The following is a 17,329-nucleotide window of genomic DNA, read 5'->3' as shown; positions in this document are numbered from 1 at the left end:
CTGCGTCCCTTCCTGACTACGGGCAGATCGGGCAGGGCGTGTCCCGCCGGATGACGAGCGTGTCGAACCCGAAGGTCTTCTTGATCCACTCGTCCTTCCGCCGCTGACTGCGCGTGTAGTTGGATCGTCCGGTCTTCACCTCGAACAGCAGCAGGTTCCCGTCCTCCTTGCGGATCGCGATGTCGACCTCCCGCTTACCGTACGGGGTCTGGAAGACGAACCCGTTGCCGTACGTCTCGCTCCACACGTTCTCCTTGCCGACCATGTCCTCGAGCGTCTTGGTCATCTCGTCGACGCCGGCCGCACCGCGCGCCTTGTCGTGGGACCGGTTCCCGCAGTTGTGGACCAGGACCTCGTCGTCGCCGGCGAGCACGTAGTACGTTTGCGTGTCGTTGACGGTCAGGTTGTAGACGGTGGTGATCGCCGAACGCTCCGCCGCCCCGGCGATGGTGACCTCAGCACCGGAGGAGTCCCGTAGCCGCTCACCGGTCTTCAGCGCCGCGGCCGGGATCCAGCCCCGGTCGAGGCTGTAGAACTTGTGGCCCGCGGTGGCGGTGACGGCCGCGCCACCGGCCAGCTGGAGGTCCACCAGCTGCTTGTCGCCGGTGCCCTGGACCGCCGCGGTCACCTGCTGCGGTTCGGTACGCCCGGTGACCGGATCGGTCGCGGCGACCGTGTCCCCCGGTTCCAGCTTCTCGATCGCCCTGGTGCTGCCGTCGGCGAGCAGGACCGCCGTGCCCGCGGCGAACGAGTTCGACAGCAGCCGGTTCTGGTTGCCCTGGGCGTACTTGCAGCTCTCGCCGGTCGTGGTCTCCTTGGGCTTGTCCCGCTTGGCGTTGTCGGCGGCCTTCTGCGAGGTGGCTTTCGCCTTGCCACCGGCGTCCTTGGCGCCCTGCGCCGCCTTGGCCGCCTCGTCCGCGTACTTCTTGCTGTCGGCGGCCTCGTCGGCGGACTGTGTCGCCTTCTTGATGTAGCGCGGGATGCTGGCCAGGGCGTTCTTCGCCGATTTGAGGCGGCTGTAGGCATCGATCAGCCGGCGGCCCACGCCGATCGCCTTGATCGCGACCTTGGCTGCCTTGAACATCTTGCCCCACGGCACGGCCTGCAACGCTGTGGAGACGCAGGCGACGATGTCGCCCTCGGTGATGCACGCCTTGGCGTCGTTGAAGCCGACCAGGTCGAGGATGAGATTGACGATCTCGTCGCCGATCTGCTTCACGAAGCCCTCGGCCTCGTCGACGATCTTCTTGGCGTTCAGCCAGTCCGGGTTGTCGGTCTCGGTCTCGCCGGCCGGGGTGTTCGCGTCGGCCGACGACGCGCAGGCGTCCGGGTTGTTCAGGCACGCCATCGACCGGTAGTAATCGACGTACGTGTCGGTCATCCCGTTGCCGTCCGGGTCCTCGCCGCTCGGGTCGGTCAGCACGGTCGGCCGGGCGTTGGTGTACGAGTACGTCGACACGGCCTGATCGGTCTCCGGCTGGGTGACCGGGTCCTGCGCGGCGAACCGGCCGGTGCCCGGGTCGTAGCTGCGGGCCCCCATCGCGTACCGGTCACCCTGGGTGACGTCCTGATAGGTCCCCGCGTACTGCATCGGGTTGTCCGGGGCGTCGTCGGCGAGCTCGGCGCTGTCCCGGGTGACACCGAACGCGTCGTAGTCGTAGGTCCGCTCCGGTGCGCCGGAGGGCGACACCATGCCGGCCACACCGCCGAGCCAGTCCCGCAGGTACGAGTGCGCGGTCAGGGTGTCCCCGGAGGGCACGAGCAGCGCCAGCGGCTGTCCGGACGGGTCGTACAGGTAGTCGCGGTCGACGGTGCCCCGCTCCTGGGCCAGCAGCGCCCGCGGCCCGTTGACGTCCCAGCGGAAGGTCTGGGTCTCCGTTCCGGACACCGCGGAGACCCGGTTGCCGGTGGCGTCGTAGGAGTAGTTCGTGGTCCGCCCGCCCACGGTGGCCGACGTCATGGTGTGGTCGAGGGCGTAGGTGAACCGGTCCGCGCCGGCCTCGGTCTGGTTGCCCTCCAGGTCGTACGCGAAGGACCGGGTGCTGGTCCGGGTGCCGGTGACGTTCTCCCGGGTCAGCTGGTCCGCGCCGTCGTACGTGTAGCTGGTCGTGGTGTTCTCGCCCGGCGCGACCCGCTTCATCGTCGTCCGGTTGCCGACCAGGTCGTACGTGTAGTCGGTGCGCTCCGCGCTCGCCCCGTCGCAGCTCTGCGCGCCGAAGCACTCCGCGGTGAGCCGGTTCGCCGCGTCGTACCGGTACGCCGTCGCCTCGGTGGACGTCGGCTGGCCCGGTTCGCCGGTGGTCTCCACGATCCGGGTCGGGTTGCCCACCTTGTCGCGCGTCAGGTCGAACGCGGACAGCGTGGTCTCGCCCTTCGTGGCGGCGATCCGGGTCATCCGGCCGGCCCGGTCGAACTCCCGGCTCTCGGTGATGCCGGTGGACTCCGGGTAGGTGATGCCGGTCAGGTGGTCGGCGACGTCGTAGGAGAACCCGTATTCGGCGCTGACCCCGCCGCGCGAGGCGGTGAGCGTACGGACCCGGTCGCCGTCGTCGTAGGTGGCGCCGATCCGGGTGCCGTCCGGGTAGGCCCGCTCGGTGATCCGGTCGGTGCTGTCGTAGGAGTAACCGAACGTGTCCGTGCCGCGGGTGAACTCGGTGAGGCGGTCCGTGGTGTCGTACTCGTACGACTGCGTTCCGGCCGGGTCGGCGGCGCTGACCAGGCGATTCTTGGCGTCGTAGCCGAACGAGTAGGTGACGCCGCCAGAACCGAGCTGCTTGCTGATCAGCCGGCCCACGTTGTCGTAGCCGTAGAAGACGGTGCGGGCCGGCCGGTTCGGGTCGGGGCGGCCCTCCTCGACGATCCGGGCCGTGACCTCCTGGACCAGGTTGGAGTCGGCGTCGTAGACGTACTCGCGGCGGCGGCCGATCGGATCGGTGGTGACCGTGGTGCGGCCGGCCCGGTCGTACTCGGTGGAGGAGACCCGGCCGAGCGGGTCGGTCCGCTTGATCACCTGGCCGGCGGCGTCGTATCCGTAGACCAGCGACTGGCCGCCGGGTGCGTCCGGCCCGGTCACCTTGGCGAGCCGGTCCGCGTCGTCGTACGCGAAGCGGGTGGTGTTGCCCAGCGCGTCGGCCTGAGAGGTGGTCCGGTTCAGCGCGTCGTGGGTGAGCCGGGTGACGTTGCCGAGCGGGTCGGTCACCGACGCCGGGTTGCCGGCCTGGTCGTACGCGTACCGGGTGGTGTAGTCGTCCGGGTCGGCGCCGGTCACGTTGCCGCGCGGCTCGGTGACGGCCACGATCCGGCCGTCGTCGTCGTACTTCGTGGTGACCACCCCGCCGGTCGGGGAGGTCTGCCGGACCGGGTTGCCGGCCTCGTCGTACTCGATGCCGGCCGCGCCCGCGCCCGGCCCCGCGCTGCCGGTCCGCCGGTTCGCCTCGTCGAAGGTGCTGGTGAGCGTCTCGCCGCGCTCGTTGGTCATCTCGACGACGTTGCCGTTGTTGTCGTAGCCGACCGTCGTGCCCTGCTTGAACTGGTCACGCTGCCCGGTCGGCCGGTCGAGCGCGTCGAAGGCGGTGTCCACCTCGACGCGCTCCCCACCCGAGCCGTACGGCCGGTCGGTGCGGATCAGGTTGCCGTTGTAGTCGTAGTGGAACGTCGCGGTGTACAGGGCGGCGTTCCCCGGGTCGGCGTTGCCGCGCGGCGAGGTCTCGGTCGCCACCCGGCCGTTGCGGTCGTACGTCCAGCTGGTGGTGTTGTTCTCACCGTCGCTCAGCGACGCCCGCCGCCCGCCGGGCGTGTACCTCGCCGAGTTGACGTTGCCGATCGGGTCCTTCACCTCGATCAGCCGGCTGGCCTTGTCGTACGTGTACCGGGTGGAGTTGCTCAGCGGGTCGGTGCGGACCACCACGTTGCCCAGCTCGTCGTACGTGGTGCGGGTCGGCTGTGCCTTGCCCGGCTGCCAGACCTCGGTGAGCTTGTTCTGCTGGTCGTGGACGTACCGGGTGCGGTAGGCGTCCTTGTTCCCGCCGCTCACCGTGCCGCGCGGGTCGACCAGCGAGGCGAGCCGGCCGGTGCTGTCGTAGGTCATCTCGGTGCGCCGGCCGGTCGGGGAGACCTCCGCGGTGCGGTTGCCGTGGGTGTCGTACTCGTACCGGGTGACCTTGCCGCGCGGGTCGGTCCGGGTGGTCAGCCGGCCCTTGTCGTCGTACCCGTACCGGTAGCCGGTCCCCTGTTTCGGATCCCGCTGCGAGGTCATCTCGTTGAACTCGTTGTACTCGTACTTCCAGGTGTTGCCCCGGCCGTCCTGGAACGACGTCAGGTTGGTCCGGTTGTCGAAGGTGCTGGTCTCGGTGAAGGCGAACGGCTCCGGCGCGGTCCGGGCGACCGGGTCGCCGTTCTCGTCGAACCGGGTCTCCTCCTGATTGCCCTTCGGGTCGACCAGGAGGCTCTTGTTCAGCCGGCCGGTGTAGCGGTGGTTGACCGTGTCGTTGCCGCCGTTGCGGCTGTACAGAAGGACGTTGTTCTTGTAACCGTCGGTCACCACCACACCGTCCGGGTCGGTGGTGGTGGCGACCTGCTCGCCCGCGTCCCAGGCGAAGGTCGTCTTACCGCCCTCGGGGTCGAGCTGCTCGGCGACCCGGCCGTTCGCGCCGTAGCTGTTGCGGATCAGCTTGTTGCCCCGGGCGTCGGTGATCTCGGCGAGCCGGCCCACCGCGTCATAGCCGTAGCTGGTCACGAAGTTGCGCGGATCCTGCACCTTGAGCAGGCGCCCGTCCTGGTAGTCGAACTGCGTGGAGCGCCCGTCCGGCAGCGTGATCTTCGTGACCAGGCGCAGGTCGGCCCGGGACTCGAAGCGGGCCACCCGGCCGCTCGCGTCGGTCACGGTGCTGAGCAGGCCGCCGGACGTGTAACCGAGGGTCACGCCCAGGCCGCGCGCGTTCTTGACGGAGACCAGCTGGCCACCGGCGGTGAAGCGGAGCACCCGCCGGTCCGGCGGGACCAGCTGCCAGCCGCCGTCGATTTTGGAGAGCTGTGCGCGTACGCCCGCCGGTTTTTCATATGTGCCGTCGTCGTTGGCGGTGTAGACCGCCTCGGAACCGTCCTCGGCCCGGACCCGGACCGCGCCGTTGTCGGCGGCGATCACCCGGATGTCGTAGGAAGACGTCCAGCCCGCCCCGAACATGCCGGTCGCGGTGTTGCCGGAGGAGTAGTAGCGGGCGTGGTTGAAACCGATGCCGTAGGACGGCATCGCGAAATCCTTCTCCACCCGCAGGTAGGCGCCGGTCGCCGTGTTCACGGTGGCCCCGCGCAGCGCCTGCGCGATCACTGTCGGGCCGAGCACCGTCGCGCAGCCACACCCGGCTGCCTGCCCGGCCGGCAGCGCCGGCACGTCCTCCGTCGTGCGCGGCTTGGCGGGCGCGCTCGCCGCGCTGGTCAGCTCGGTGCCGTCGGCCGCGATCTCGGTGACCGTGACGGTGTAGGTCCGCGCCGGGTCGAGCACCCAGCCGTCGGCCGCGCCGAAGCTGCGACAGAGCAGCGCCGGGCTGAAGCACCGGCTCAGGTCCTTCTGCGCCAGCACGGCGGAGCGCTGCTCGGCGCCGGACCCGGTGTCGGTCACGGTCGCGAACCAGCGCCCCCACGAGTTCGGGTCGCCCTCGTTGACCTCGGCGTCCCAGTAGACGACCAGCGAGGTGTCACCGAGCAGGAAGCCGGGCCGCGCGATCGGCCGGCCGGGCAACCCGGCCGCCTGCGCGGAGACCAGCTTCGCGGCGGCGATCGCTTCGCTCTCGCGCCGCGCCTTCTCGGCGGCGGACGGCACGCCGGGCTTCCCACCGGCCTGCACCGCCGGGGGTACGGGTGGGGCCGCCTGCCCCTCGGGAAGACCGTGGTTCGGGGTGGCCGTCGAGGGCAGCGGGCTGTTCACCGGCGCGGCACCTGGCGTAGCCACCGGCGCCGCGGCGGCCGGCGACAGTGGCTGGGCGACGAGGAACATCCCCAGCAACACCGCGACCAGAAAATTACAGAGCAGCCTGAATTGACTCGACACGCGCATCGTCACTCCCCCGTGAATGGCGCAGCAGTCCGCGAAGGACCCTTCCGCATCGAAGGTCATCAACCCATCCCCTGAAGAGCGGATTGACTTTTATCCATGGGAGCGCTCCCGAAAGTCATTCATGAAGGGTGATCTCAGGAGGAGCGGGATCTGTCAGCATGACGGGTATGGGCACGCTGCTGTTCCTGGTCGTGGTCGGCGGGCGCTTCGTCATACCGCTGTTCATCCCGCGGTTCCCGCTGCCGGCGCTGGTGGCGGCCCTCGTCCTGGACGGCGTCGACCAGACGATCTTCCAGGCGTTCGGGTACGACCCACCCGGCTACCAGAGCTACGACAAGGCGATGGACATGTTCTACCTGTCCGTCGCGTACCTCTCGGCCCTGCGGAACTGGACCAGCCGGCCCGCGTTGCAGGTGGTCCGGTTCCTGTTCTTCTACCGGCTGGCCGGCGTGGTGCTGTTCGAGCTCACCGAGTGGCGGGCAGTCCTGCTGATCTTCCCGAACACCTTCGAGTACTTCTTCATCGCGTACGAGATCGTGCGTCTCGGCTGGGACCCGGCGCGGGTGAGCCTGCGCCGGTGGGTGCTCACCGCGGCCGCCATCTGGATCTTCATAAAGCTGCCGCAGGAGTGGTGGATCCACGTCGCGCAGCTCGACGTGACCGACACCCTCGCGGCGTACCCCTGGCTGATCCCGATCCTGGTGCTGGTCGTCGCCGGCCTGGCCCTGGGAATCCGGTTCTGGCTGTGGCCGCGGCTACCGCAACGGGCCTGGAGCTGGCACGTCGCGGCGGATCCGCTGCCCACCGAGATGGACACCGCGGCGGAGCGGGACGCCTGGGTGTCCGCGCACTGGCGGGTGCTGTCCGCGGCGACCGTCGAGAAGGTCATGCTGATCGGGCTGCTCTGCCTCATCTACGGGTACGTGCTGCCCGGCCGCCGGTCGAGCGATCTCGAGCTGTTCGTCGGTGTCGCGGCGTTCGTGGTGATCAACGTGATGATCAGCCTCGCGGTCGCGCGCCGCACCGCCAGCCTGGAGTCGGCGCTGGCGGCGTTCGGGGTGCGCGTGCTGCTCAACGCCGGGCTGCTGCTAGCCGCCGACTGGCTGCTGCGCCGCTTCGGCGGTGACATCAACACCGGGATCGCGCAGTTCTTCGGTGTGCTGCTCAGCCTGCTGATCACGCTGGACGACCGGTTCCGGCCGGTGTCGCAGGTGCGGATGGCCGCTCAATCACGGCCGGATCCTCCGGCCGTGCGGCCGGTATTCCCGGGCCCGGCGGGCGCGACCGCGGGTGACTCCGGGCCCGGAGCGGACGGCACCCCGGCCAAGGATGTGCAGTAGGCGTTGACCCGGTCGGCACCGCCCGCCGCGGTCGCCAAGGCGGCGAAGGCGGACGTGCTGTTCCGCTCGCCGGGCGGCTGGGCGAGCCACGCCGTGCAGAGGTCCAGCAGTGACGGTGCCGGTTTGCGCCTGGGCGTGACGCTCGAGGTCTCCGGGGGATGCGGTGATCCGGGCGTCTCGTACACCGGGCCCGGTCCCGGCAACGTGCCGGCGAACGCGGCCACCCCGACGCCCGCCACACCCAGGGTCGCGGCGGCGGCCAGGCGTACCGGCAGCGGGCCGGCCAGGCGGGACCGCGGCAGCGGGAGCGGCTCGGGGAAGACCGCCGGGCTCGGGTGGTGACAGCGGAAGGCGTCCACCACGGCACCCTCGCCGGCCAGCTCGGCCTTCCGCGCCGGCGCCGCGGCCGCGGCGAGCAGGCCGAGCAGGCGCGGATCCGCGGTGCTGGGCCAGGCCGGCCGGCCGGCGAGCAGTTGCTCGGCGACGGCCCGGTCCAGGCCGTACCGGTGCGACGGGTTCATCCGATGTCCTTCAGAGTCGTGGATCGCGCCGGGGTGCCGCCGGTATCCAGCGGCAGCGTCCAGGTCACCGGGGTGTCCGAGTGGGTGAGGTGGTCGGCCAGGCGGCGCAGGCCGCGGTACGCGGCCGTCCGCACCGCTCCGGCACGTTTGCCGAGCACACGCCCGGCCGCCGGGGCGTCCAGGCCCATGACGACGCGCAGCAGCACCGCCTCGGCCTGGTCACGGGGCAGCGCGGTGATCATCGCCAGCGCGGCGTCGGTGCCGACCGAGGTGAGCGCGCGGTCGGCGGCGTCCTCGGCCGACGGTGTCTCGCCGTCCGCGACGGCGACGCTGACCGGCCGGCGGCGCATCCGGCGCAGGTGGTCCATCGCCCGGTGCCGGCCCACGGTGGCGATCCAGCAGCGCAGGGCGTCCCCGCCGCCGTGGAAGCCGCCGATGTCGCGGGCGATCTGCAACCAGGTGTCGGCGGCCACGTCCTCGGCGTCGTCGGCGACCAGAGCGCGCAGGTAGCGCAGGAGCCCAGGCTGCACCGCGCGATACAGGATGGCGAAGGACAGCTCGTCGCCGCGCTTCGCCCGGATCAGTGCGTCCCGGAGATCGTTCACGGGCGCACCACGGGGGTGGGAGGTCGTTTATTCATCTCAGGTGGCAAAGCGCCCGGCGGCGGGCAGGTGTCACACCCGCCCGCCGCCGGTCACCCGCAGGGATGAACGAACCCCCGGTGGTGCTACTTCTTCACGAGGGGCCGCAGGGCGACGATCGCGGCGCGGTCACTCACCTCGGCGTAGATCTTCTTGTCCGGGCCGACGTACACCACGTACGGGCACTGCTTGTCGTCGCCGGTCAGGTTCTTCTCCAGCAGCGTCTTGCCCGTCGCCACCTCGACCACCCGCAGCTTCCAGGTCGCCTTCATCAGCGACACGTTCAGCGGCTTCGGGTCGTCGTACTTGCAGGTACGGATCTTCGCGCCGGTCTTGACCCGGTCCAGACAGGCGACCATCTGCACCTTGCCGGGCTTGTCGGCCGCCCAGATGTTCTTCACCGAGTCGGACAGGCCCTCGTCGAAGTAGTACGTACCGTCCTTGCTCCGGATGCCGTCACCGTCATCGACGAGCAGCACCACCGGGTGCGGCGCCTTACCGGCGCGCTTGGGCGACTCCGGGTAGAAGACGTTCTCGTCGCACACCCGGTACAGGTCGTCGATCTTCTCGGCCGGGTACGCACTGGCCTCCGGGCCCTGCTGGGCGTCCTCGGTCGGGTCCGGCTCGGCGCCCGGGTCGGTGCCGAGGCTGGGGTCGGACCCGGGGGTCGGCGGCGCCGTCGGCTGCTTCGACGAGGTGGACGAGTTGTCGTCCGACTTGAACAGGAAGTAGCTGCCGACGCTGCCGCCACCCGCGATGACCAGCAGGATGGCCACCACCACGGCGGCCAGCAGCCCGTTACGGCTGCGGCGCGGCGGCTGCGCGGCGAACGGCGCCCCGAAGGGCTGCCCCGGAGGAGGCGGGCCGAACGGCGGCTGACCAGGCTGACCGGGCGGCCCGGAGACCGGCGGACCGTACTGCGGCTGGCCGGAGACCGGCTGACCGTACGGCGCGGGGAACGGCGGGGGCGCGTCGTGGCCCGGCGCGGCGGCCGCGAACGGCGGCGGGAAGGCCGGCATCGGCTCGGACTTCGGCTGTCCGTACGCGGACGGCGTGCCCGGCGGGACCGGCGCGGCACCAGAGGTCGGCGGCGGCGCCCAGAACGGTGCCGTCGGCTCCATTCCCGGCGCCGGCGGCTGAGCCCCGGGCACCGGCGGCTGGGCCGCGAACGGTGTGGTGGACTCGGCGCCGGAGTCCGGGCCCTGTGCCCAGAACGGCGCGGCCGGCTGCGCTCCGGCGGCCGGCTGCTGGTCCCAGAACGGCGCACCGGGACCCGCGCCGGAAGCCGGCTGTGCCCAGAACGGCGCGCCCGGAGCCGGCGGCTGCGGCGGCATCGGCGTGGTGGGATCCGCACCGGACACCGGCGGCTGTGCCGCCATCGGCCAGGTGGGATCCGGTGCGGCCGGCTCGCCGGAAGCCGGCGGCGCGGTGGGCTCCGCGGTCGGATCCGCGCCGTGCGCCTGTGCGGCGCCGGACACCGGATCCTGACCCGGCTCCTCCCCCGTCGCAGTCATGTCTGTGTTCCTCCCCGTCAGCGGCGAGGCCCGACTCTATCGAAAGCGGCCACATCAGCCGTGATCAGGTACCACAACGACGCGGAACCGTTGCGTGAATCGCCCAAAGCCGATGCAACGCCGTGGGCCAGCACAAACGTGACACGCCCCGGCGGGCAGGCCCGCCGGGGCGATACATCATGCGTGTCGGATCGAACATAACCAAATGCTGGCCCTGATGGGCCAGATTCCCGCTATTCCGCCCGCAAGGCGGCAGCGGCACGTGCTCGAGCCGCCCAGCCCGCCGGCAATAGCGCGCCGAGCACCGCGAGCAGCACACCGGCGGAGGCGAGTGCCGCGAGCAGGGCGGGCGAGTAGACCGCGAGGATGTCCGAGGGCAGCGACACGCCGGCGGCGCCGGCCATCACCGGCAGGGCCCAGCCGTGCAGAAGCCAACCCAGGGGTACGGCGAGCAGCCCTCCGATCGCGCCGATCACCAGCATCGAGCTGATCACCATGAGGCGGACCTGGCCCGGGGTCATCCCGACCGACTTGAGCACGCCGATCTCGTGGGTGCGCTCCCGCGTGTTCAGCACGACCGTGTTGAGGACGCCGAGGCCGGCCACCGCGGTGAGCAGCAGCGTCAGCGTGACGATCAGCCCGATCATGACCGCGATCACCTCGTTCTCCTGCGTCTCGGCGCTGAGTTCGGCGGCCGCGGTCAGGTTGCCGAGCGCGCCGGTGAGGGTGTCGACGTACGCGTGCGGATCGGTGCCCCCGGTCAGGCCGACCTCGAGATTGCGTGGCGACAGCCGCTCGAACAGGCCGCCGAACTCGGTCACGTTCGTGATCAGTACCGGGTCCGAGCCGTTGCTGAACGCCTCGCCGACGATCGTGACGGTGCGACGGCCCAGGTCGGTGCTGATCGTGAGGGTGTCCCCGATCTCCGCACCGGTGTAGCGGAGCAGCCGGCCACCGGCCACCGCCTCACCCGCCGCCCGGTACCAGCGTCCGGAGATCATCGGGTAGCCGGTCCACGAGGAGTCCCCGTCGTACCCGCGGACCTCGATGGGGTCGGCGGATCCGGCGATGTTGACGTCCGCCTCGGTGATCGCGGTGACGTGGGCGGTACCGGGCTGCGCCTCGACGATGGCGCGGACCTGGGCCAGGTCCGCCGGGGTGCCTCCGGTGCCGGGCGGGGGTGCCATCCGCGCCCCGCCTTCCGGCCCCATCTCGCCCGGGACCGTTACCAGTACCGGCACCGCTTCGGTTCGGTTGCCGGCTTCGGCGATCCGGGTCAGCGACGCCGACAGCCCGACGGCGAACACCACCGTGGTCACGCCGAGCAGCACGGCGACGACGGTCACCGCGGCGCGGGCCGGCCGGGTGAACGGGGTGGCCAGGCCGAAGCTGACCGGCCGGGGCAACGCGGTACGGGCCAGGGCACGCCGGATCCAGAAGCCACGGCCGCTGCGCGGGGCCCGGCCGACCGCGATCGCCTGGGCGGCGGAGAACCGGCCGGCGCGGACGGCGGGTCCGGCGGCGGCCAGCACGAGCAGGACCACCGCGCCCGCCACCACGGTGAGGTCGACCCAGATCGGCACCGACGGTTTCGCGTTCGTGGCGTACGCCCGCTCGGCCTGTCCGAGCAGCGGCATCGAGACGAGCCGGCCGGCGAGCACCCCGAGCAGGCAGGCGGGGACGCCGACGAGCAGGACCTGTCCGGCGTACGCGGCCACCACCTGGCCCGGAGTCAGGCCGAGCGCCTTCTGCACACCGATCGTGCGGAACCCGGCGACCACCGCCCCGGCGACCACGTTCACCACGATGAGCACCGACATGACCAGGCCGAGCCCGGCGAACGCCACCACGAACGGCACCATCACCTTGATCCGGCCTTCCAGCTCCAGCTTCACGGCCAGGTAGGAGGTGGACCCGGTGGCGGCGTCCGCGGGCAGCCCGGCGGTCGCGGTGTCCAGCGCCGAGGAGACCTCGGCGTCGCTGCCCGCCTCGGCGAACCGGTAGAGCATCTGCCGCCCGGTCGCGGCTCCGCCGGCGTGCAGGACGTCGTTCTGCTCCGGCCACACCCAGGCGGCGGCGGTGTCGGTGGGCGACGAGGCGATCCCGACGACCGTCAACGCCGGGCCGTCGTTCACGGTGACCCGGTCCCCGACCTTCCAGCCGTGGCCGCCCGGCCCGGCCGTCTCCGGTGAGAGCACGATCTGGCCGGTGCCGGTGAGCCAGGCCCCGTCGGAGATCTCCAGCCGGTCCACCGGGGTGTCGGCCTCGGCCCGGCCCGCGACGGTGCCCGGCGGGCGCATCTGCCGGTCGCCGGTGAGTTTGCCCTCGACCGTCTCGTACGGGCCGGCCGCCGCGGTGACACCGGGACGGGACGCCGTGGCCGCCAGCTGGGCGGCGCTCACCTTGGCGGCGTCGAAGCCGGCCGTGACGTGCGCGCCGTTCTGGCTCTTGAACGCCCGGTCGAACGGCGCGCTCGACCCGGCCAGCAGGCCGAGGGCGAGCACGGCGGTCGCGCTGGAGAGCAGGACCACCGCGAAGACGACGAGGCTCTGCAACCGGCGGTGGCGCGCGGCCGTCCAGGCGGTCTTCAGTACGGCTCGCACGCTGTGCCCTCCTTCGGCATGCTCGTCCGGCCCTCGCCCGCCGGTGCGGCTCTCATGCCCCCACCTTCTCGGCGAGGCGGCCGTCGCGTACCTCGACGGTCCGGGAGGCGCAGCGGTGCGCGAGGTCCGGGTCGTGCGTGACCAGCAGGATGGTCTGGCCGCCGCGGCTCAGGTCGCGCAGGATCTGCATGATCTGCTCGCCGGCCGCGGCGTCGACGGCACCGGTCGGCTCGTCGGCGAGCAGCAGCGGCGGTTCGTTGATCAGTGCCCGGGCCACCGCCACCCGCTGCCGCTCCCCGCCGGACAGCCGCGCCGGGTACGAGTTCACCCGGGCGGCCAGGCCGAGGCTGTCGAGCAGTTCGTCGGCCCGGGCCTGCGCGGCCCGCCGGGAGGCGCCGATCAGCTGGGCGGGAAAAAGCACGTTGTCCCGGACGGTCAGGTCGTCGAGCAGGTGGAAGAACTGGAAGACGATGCCGATGCCGGCCCGCCGGAACCGGGCCAGCGCCTTCTCGGAGAGCCGGTTCAGAACGGTTCCGGCCACCTCGACCTCGCCGGAGGTCGGCCGGTCCAGGCCGGCGATCAGGTTGAGCAGTGTGGACTTGCCGCTGCCGGACGGTCCCATCACCGCGACCGCCTCGCCGGGCGAGACGGTCAGGTCCACCCGGTCCAGGGCCGGGGGCCCGGCCGACTCGTACTGTTTGCCGACGGCTCGTAGCCGTACCAGGTCACTCATGGCTGTGGACGCTAGGGCGGCGGAACGGTGGCGGTCGTCGGCCACGGGTCGGGACCGGCGGGCCGAGGTCATCCGTGAGATGTAGACGCCACGATGGATGTCCGGCACCGGACCGGGCGGCAGAATGGGGCCGTGTTCCCGTCGCTGCGCACCCGCCTCACCGCGAGCTGGCGCGCCGGTGAGCTGACGGTGTGGGGCGACCTCGCCCTGGTGGTGTTGCTGACGGTGCTGTCCGTCGCGCTGACCGTCGAGCGCGGCGACGCGCCACACCCCGACTCCATGGTCTTCTGGCCGGGCCCGCAGGACTTCCCCACCGGCGAACGCATCAGGTTCGAGGAGGAGCCGTCGACGGCCTCCGTGCTGGCGACGAATCTGCTGGCCACGGCACCGTTGCTGGGGCGGCGGCGGTGGCCGCTGCTGTGCTTCGCCGCCCAGGTGACCGTGCTCGGCGGACTCGACGTGGAAGCCAACCTGGCGAACCTCGCCGCCGTGCTGATCGGCACCTACGCGCTCGCCCTGCACGGCCGGTCGGTGCCGGTCGCGATGGGTGCGCTGCTGGCCACGTGCGTACTGATCGCGGCCACCTCGGACGACACCTGGCCGCAGCTGCCGGAATGGGCCGGCGGATTCTTCATCCTGGTACCGATCGGGCTGCTGGGGGTCACCGTCCGGGCGGCACGCAGCCGGGCCCTCGCGTCCGAGCAGCGGGCCGAGGCCCTGGAACGGGAGCAGCAGGCCGCCACCCGGCTGGCCGTCGCCGAGGAACGGGCCCGGATCGCCCGCGAGCTGCACGACGTCGTCAGCCACCACGTCAGCGTGATGACCATCCAGGCCGGCGCCGCCGGGAAGGTGATGGACGCGCGCCCGGACATGGCCCGTGAGGCGTTGTCGGCGGTTGAGGCGAGCGGGCGGGAGACGATGGCCGAGCTGCGGCACCTGATGGGTGTGCTGGCCCCCGGCCCGGACGACGACCTGCTGCGCCCGCAGCCGGGCCTGGACCAGCTGGCGGCGCTGGTGGAGAACGTGCGGCGGGCCGGGCAGCCGGTGACCCTGCACGCGACGCCGGTGTCGCTGCCGCACGGGCTGGACCTGGCGGCGTACCGGGTGGTGCAGGAGGCACTGACCAACGCGCTGCGGCACGCGCCGGGAGCGCCGACCGAGGTCACCGTCACCGCCGACGGCGACGACCTGGTGATCTCCGTGGAGAACGACGCGCCACCACCGCGGGCCCGCCCGGCGGCGAGCACCGGTTCCGGCGCCGGCCTGCTCGGGCTGACCGAACGACTCCGGCTCTACGAGGGCACTCTGGAAGCCGGGCGCCGGGTCGGCGGCGGCTTCCAGGTGCGTGCCCGGATCCCACTGAACGGACGTGCCTCATGACACGGGTAGTGATCGCGGACGATCAGGCGCTGGTGCGCACCGGGTTCACGATGATCCTGGCCGCCGAGGGCATCGAGGTGGTCGGGCACGCGGCGACCGGTGTGGAGGCGGTGGCCGCGACGCGGCGGTCGCGGCCGGACGTCGTACTGATGGACATCCGCATGCCGGAGATGGACGGCCTGGAGGCCACCCGGCGCATCCTGGCGGACGCGCCGGCGACCGCCGGCGGCGATCCGGTCCGGGTGGTCATTCTCACCACCTTCGATCTTGATCAGTACGTGTACGCGGCGCTCGCCGCCGGTGCCAGCGGGTTCCTGCTGAAGGATGTGACGCCGGACCACCTGATCCACGCGGTCCGGCTGGTCCGCGACGGGGACGCGCTGCTGGCACCGGCGATCACCCGGCGGCTGGTCGAGCGGTTCACCCGGCCCGACCCGGAACGGGCCACCACCCTGCACCGCGACCTGGCCACGCTGACGCCCCGCGAGCTGGAAGTGCTGACGCTGCTCGCCGGCGGGCTGAGCAACCTGGAACTGGCGGCCGCCCTCCAGCTCAGCGAGGCGACCGTGAAGACCCATGTGACCCGGATCCTGACCAAGCTTCAGCTGCGCGACCGGGTGCAGGCGGTAGTCGTCGCCTACGAGACGGGACTGGTGACTCCGACCGCCCGCCGGCCCGGCTGATGGCGGTACCACGCCGGATCCTCGTCTACGGCGTCACCGGCTCGGGCAAGTCCACGCTGGCCCGCCGGATCGGTTCGCGCCTGGGTCTGCCGTACCACTCGATCGATGATCTGACCTGGGAGCCGGGCTGGGTGCCGGTGCCGATCGAGGAGCAGCGGCGCCGCATCGCGGCGCTCTGCGCCGAGGAGACCTGGGTGATCGACGCCGCCTATGGTGCCTGGACCGACCTCGCGCTTGCGCGCGCCGAGCTGGTGGTCGGCCTCGACTTCCCGCGATGGGTCTCCCTGAGCCGGCTGATCCGCCGCACGGTCGTCGGGCTGATCCGGCGCACCCGGATCTGCAACGACAACGTGGAATCGCTGCGGATACTGCTGTCGAAGGACTCCCCCGTGCTGTTCCACTTCCAGTCGTTCCCCCGCAAACGGGAACGGATGCGCCGCTGGCAGGCCGACCCCGCGCTGCCGCCGGTGCTGCTGTTCCGCTCCCCCGCCGCGGCCGAACGCTGGCTGGACATCGCCCACTACAGTGCACGCGACCGAAGATCATCGTCGGAGGACCGGTAGAGCGTGCGCAAGACACTCGGGACACTCGCCGTCGCCGTGCTGCTGACCTTCGCCATCTACATGGCGGTCTTCGGCCGCGGCTGGGGCCCGCGCCAGCCGGCGACGACCGTGGCCGCCGTGCCGTCGCCCAGTCAGAGCTGGCTCGTGGCGGCCGCCCTGCCCGGCGTCACGGCGACCGCGATCCGGCGGGCCTGGGAGCGGCGCTGGGACGCGCCCGCCAAGGACACCGGCCCGCAGACCGTCCTGCGGACCGGCTACCCGGGCGACGGCAGCGAGCTGCTGCTGACGCTGACCCGCGTCCCGGAGGACCAGGAGGCGGTCTGGGGCGTGTCCTGCGTCCGGGACGGCAAGCCGGCGCCGTACAGCAAGGCCGAACTGACCGACCTGCTCGACTTCTGCCTGCCGCCGGAGGTGGCCGGCGCACACCGGCGGGAGATCGTCGACTGGCTGACACCGTTCGACGACAACACCTGGCGGGTGCACCGGCAGTTCGCCGGGTTCACCGCGGTGGTGAAGCACTTCCAGCCGCGGGACGCGGCGCCGGCCGACGATCAGGAACCCACCCTGCAGCTGTCGCTGACCGGCGGCACATACTTTCCGGTGTGAGCTTCGACCCCGCGCGCAGCGCGCTGATCGTCATCGACCTGATGCCCCGCATCGTCGAGCTGAATCTAGGCCCGCACCCGGGCGCCGACGTGGTGACCCGGGCGGTGCGGCTGGCCGACGCTTGGCGCGCGGCAGGCGGGACGGTGGTGCTGGTACGCGTGAACCGGCCGAACGTCACCGAACAGCCGCCGGGCAGCGGTTTCGTGCCGGAACTGGAGCCGCGGGACGGCGACGTGGTCGTGGTGAAGCAGACGGTCGGCGCCTTCTACGGCACCGATCTGGCCGGTCGGTTGCGTGAACGCGGCGTCGACACCGTGGTGATGGCCGGCTTGGCCACGACAATGGGCGTCGAATCGACGGCGCGGGCCGCTTCGGACCACGGGTTCGAGGTGCTGTTCGCGGCGGACGCGATGAGCGGGATGACGGCTGAGGAGCATGAGCATGCGCTCGGGGTGGTGCTTCCTCGGTTTGGGGAGGTGCTCTCTACCGAGGATCTGCTGAGCCGGGTTTCTACTCCCGGTCTGAGCTGAGTCGCTCTCCTGATCTGGGCCGGGTTTCCTTCCTAGCGGTAGTTTGTCGTCTTCGTAACCTTCTTGTGGTGTGTGGCGTTGTGTTCGGCAGGTGTTCTGTCGAGCGTTGGGGTGCTGGGTGGTTCGTGCGGTGTGTCCGCCGGCTGCGGGTCCGTTGGAGGAC

Annotated in this window: 12 protein-coding genes; 6 read left to right on the top strand and 6 right to left on the bottom strand. The window is 71.6% G+C overall.

What is annotated here, in order from left to right; translation table 11 throughout:
* Positions 1-16 precede the first annotated feature (16 nt).
* Positions 17-6,052: a polymorphic toxin-type HINT domain-containing protein gene (locus I4J89_RS44330; protein WP_196420246.1), complete on the bottom strand. Its 6,036-nt coding sequence runs from the start codon at positions 6,050-6,052 to the stop codon at positions 17-19.
* Positions 6,053-6,219: 167 nt separating this feature from the next.
* Between I4J89_RS44330 and I4J89_RS44325 the strand changes: the two genes are divergently transcribed.
* Positions 6,220-7,392, top strand: a complete 1,173-nt coding sequence (locus tag I4J89_RS44325) for a hypothetical protein (protein ID WP_196420245.1) — start codon at positions 6,220-6,222, stop codon at positions 7,390-7,392.
* Here I4J89_RS44325 and I4J89_RS44320 read toward each other — a convergent pair.
* From I4J89_RS44320 to I4J89_RS44300, 5 genes are all read right to left on the bottom strand, one after another.
* Positions 7,278-7,913, bottom strand: coding sequence for a hypothetical protein (locus I4J89_RS44320; protein WP_196420244.1), 636 nt, complete (start codon positions 7,911-7,913; stop codon positions 7,278-7,280). The two genes, I4J89_RS44325 and I4J89_RS44320, sit on opposite strands and share 115 nt — an antisense overlap.
* A complete protein-coding gene (locus I4J89_RS44315; RefSeq protein WP_196420243.1) occupies positions 7,910-8,518 on the bottom strand; it encodes an RNA polymerase sigma factor in 609 nt (202 codons plus the stop codon). The genes I4J89_RS44320 and I4J89_RS44315 overlap by 4 nt, the downstream gene beginning before the upstream one ends.
* Positions 8,519-8,640: 122 nt before the next feature.
* Entirely contained in the window at positions 8,641-10,068 is a 1,428-nt protein-coding gene (locus tag I4J89_RS44310) for a hypothetical protein (protein ID WP_196420242.1), read from the bottom strand.
* Positions 10,069-10,301: 233 nt separating this feature from the next.
* Positions 10,302-12,671: an ABC transporter permease gene (locus tag I4J89_RS44305; protein ID WP_196420241.1), complete on the bottom strand. Its 2,370-nt coding sequence runs from the start codon at positions 12,669-12,671 to the stop codon at positions 10,302-10,304.
* A 52-nt stretch (positions 12,672-12,723) separates the two neighbouring features.
* A complete protein-coding gene (locus I4J89_RS44300; RefSeq protein WP_196420240.1) occupies positions 12,724-13,404 on the bottom strand; it encodes an ABC transporter ATP-binding protein in 681 nt (226 codons plus the stop codon).
* A gap of 132 nt (positions 13,405-13,536) precedes the next feature.
* Here I4J89_RS44300 and I4J89_RS50555 point away from each other — a divergent pair, with 132 nt between their 5' ends.
* The 5 genes from I4J89_RS50555 to I4J89_RS44275 are packed head-to-tail and all read left to right on the top strand — an operon-like array spanning position 13,537 to position 17,166.
* Complete coding sequence (locus I4J89_RS50555; protein ID WP_309238756.1) at positions 13,537-14,784, top strand: sensor histidine kinase; 1,248 nt, start codon at positions 13,537-13,539, stop codon at positions 14,782-14,784.
* Positions 14,781-15,467 (top strand): response regulator transcription factor, encoded by a 687-nt coding sequence (locus tag I4J89_RS44290; protein ID WP_196420238.1) that lies wholly within the window; start codon positions 14,781-14,783, stop codon positions 15,465-15,467. Before I4J89_RS50555 ends, I4J89_RS44290 begins: the two co-directional genes overlap by 4 nt.
* Positions 15,467-16,030: a P-loop NTPase family protein gene (locus I4J89_RS44285; RefSeq protein WP_196420237.1), complete on the top strand. Its 564-nt coding sequence runs from the start codon at positions 15,467-15,469 to the stop codon at positions 16,028-16,030. The genes I4J89_RS44290 and I4J89_RS44285 overlap by 1 nt, the downstream gene beginning before the upstream one ends.
* A 3-nt stretch (positions 16,031-16,033) precedes the next feature.
* Complete coding sequence (locus I4J89_RS44280) at positions 16,034-16,636, top strand: hypothetical protein (RefSeq protein ID WP_196420236.1); 603 nt, start codon at positions 16,034-16,036, stop codon at positions 16,634-16,636.
* Entirely contained in the window at positions 16,633-17,166 is a 534-nt protein-coding gene (locus I4J89_RS44275; protein ID WP_309238755.1) for an isochorismatase family protein, read from the top strand. The genes I4J89_RS44280 and I4J89_RS44275 overlap by 4 nt, the downstream gene beginning before the upstream one ends.
* Positions 17,167-17,329 lie beyond the last annotated feature (163 nt).

The sequence above is a fragment of the Actinoplanes aureus genome, from assembly GCF_015704865.1.
GTDB lineage: Bacteria > Actinomycetota > Actinomycetes > Mycobacteriales > Micromonosporaceae > Actinoplanes > Actinoplanes aureus.
This window is presented reverse-complemented; position numbering and strand designations above follow the sequence as displayed.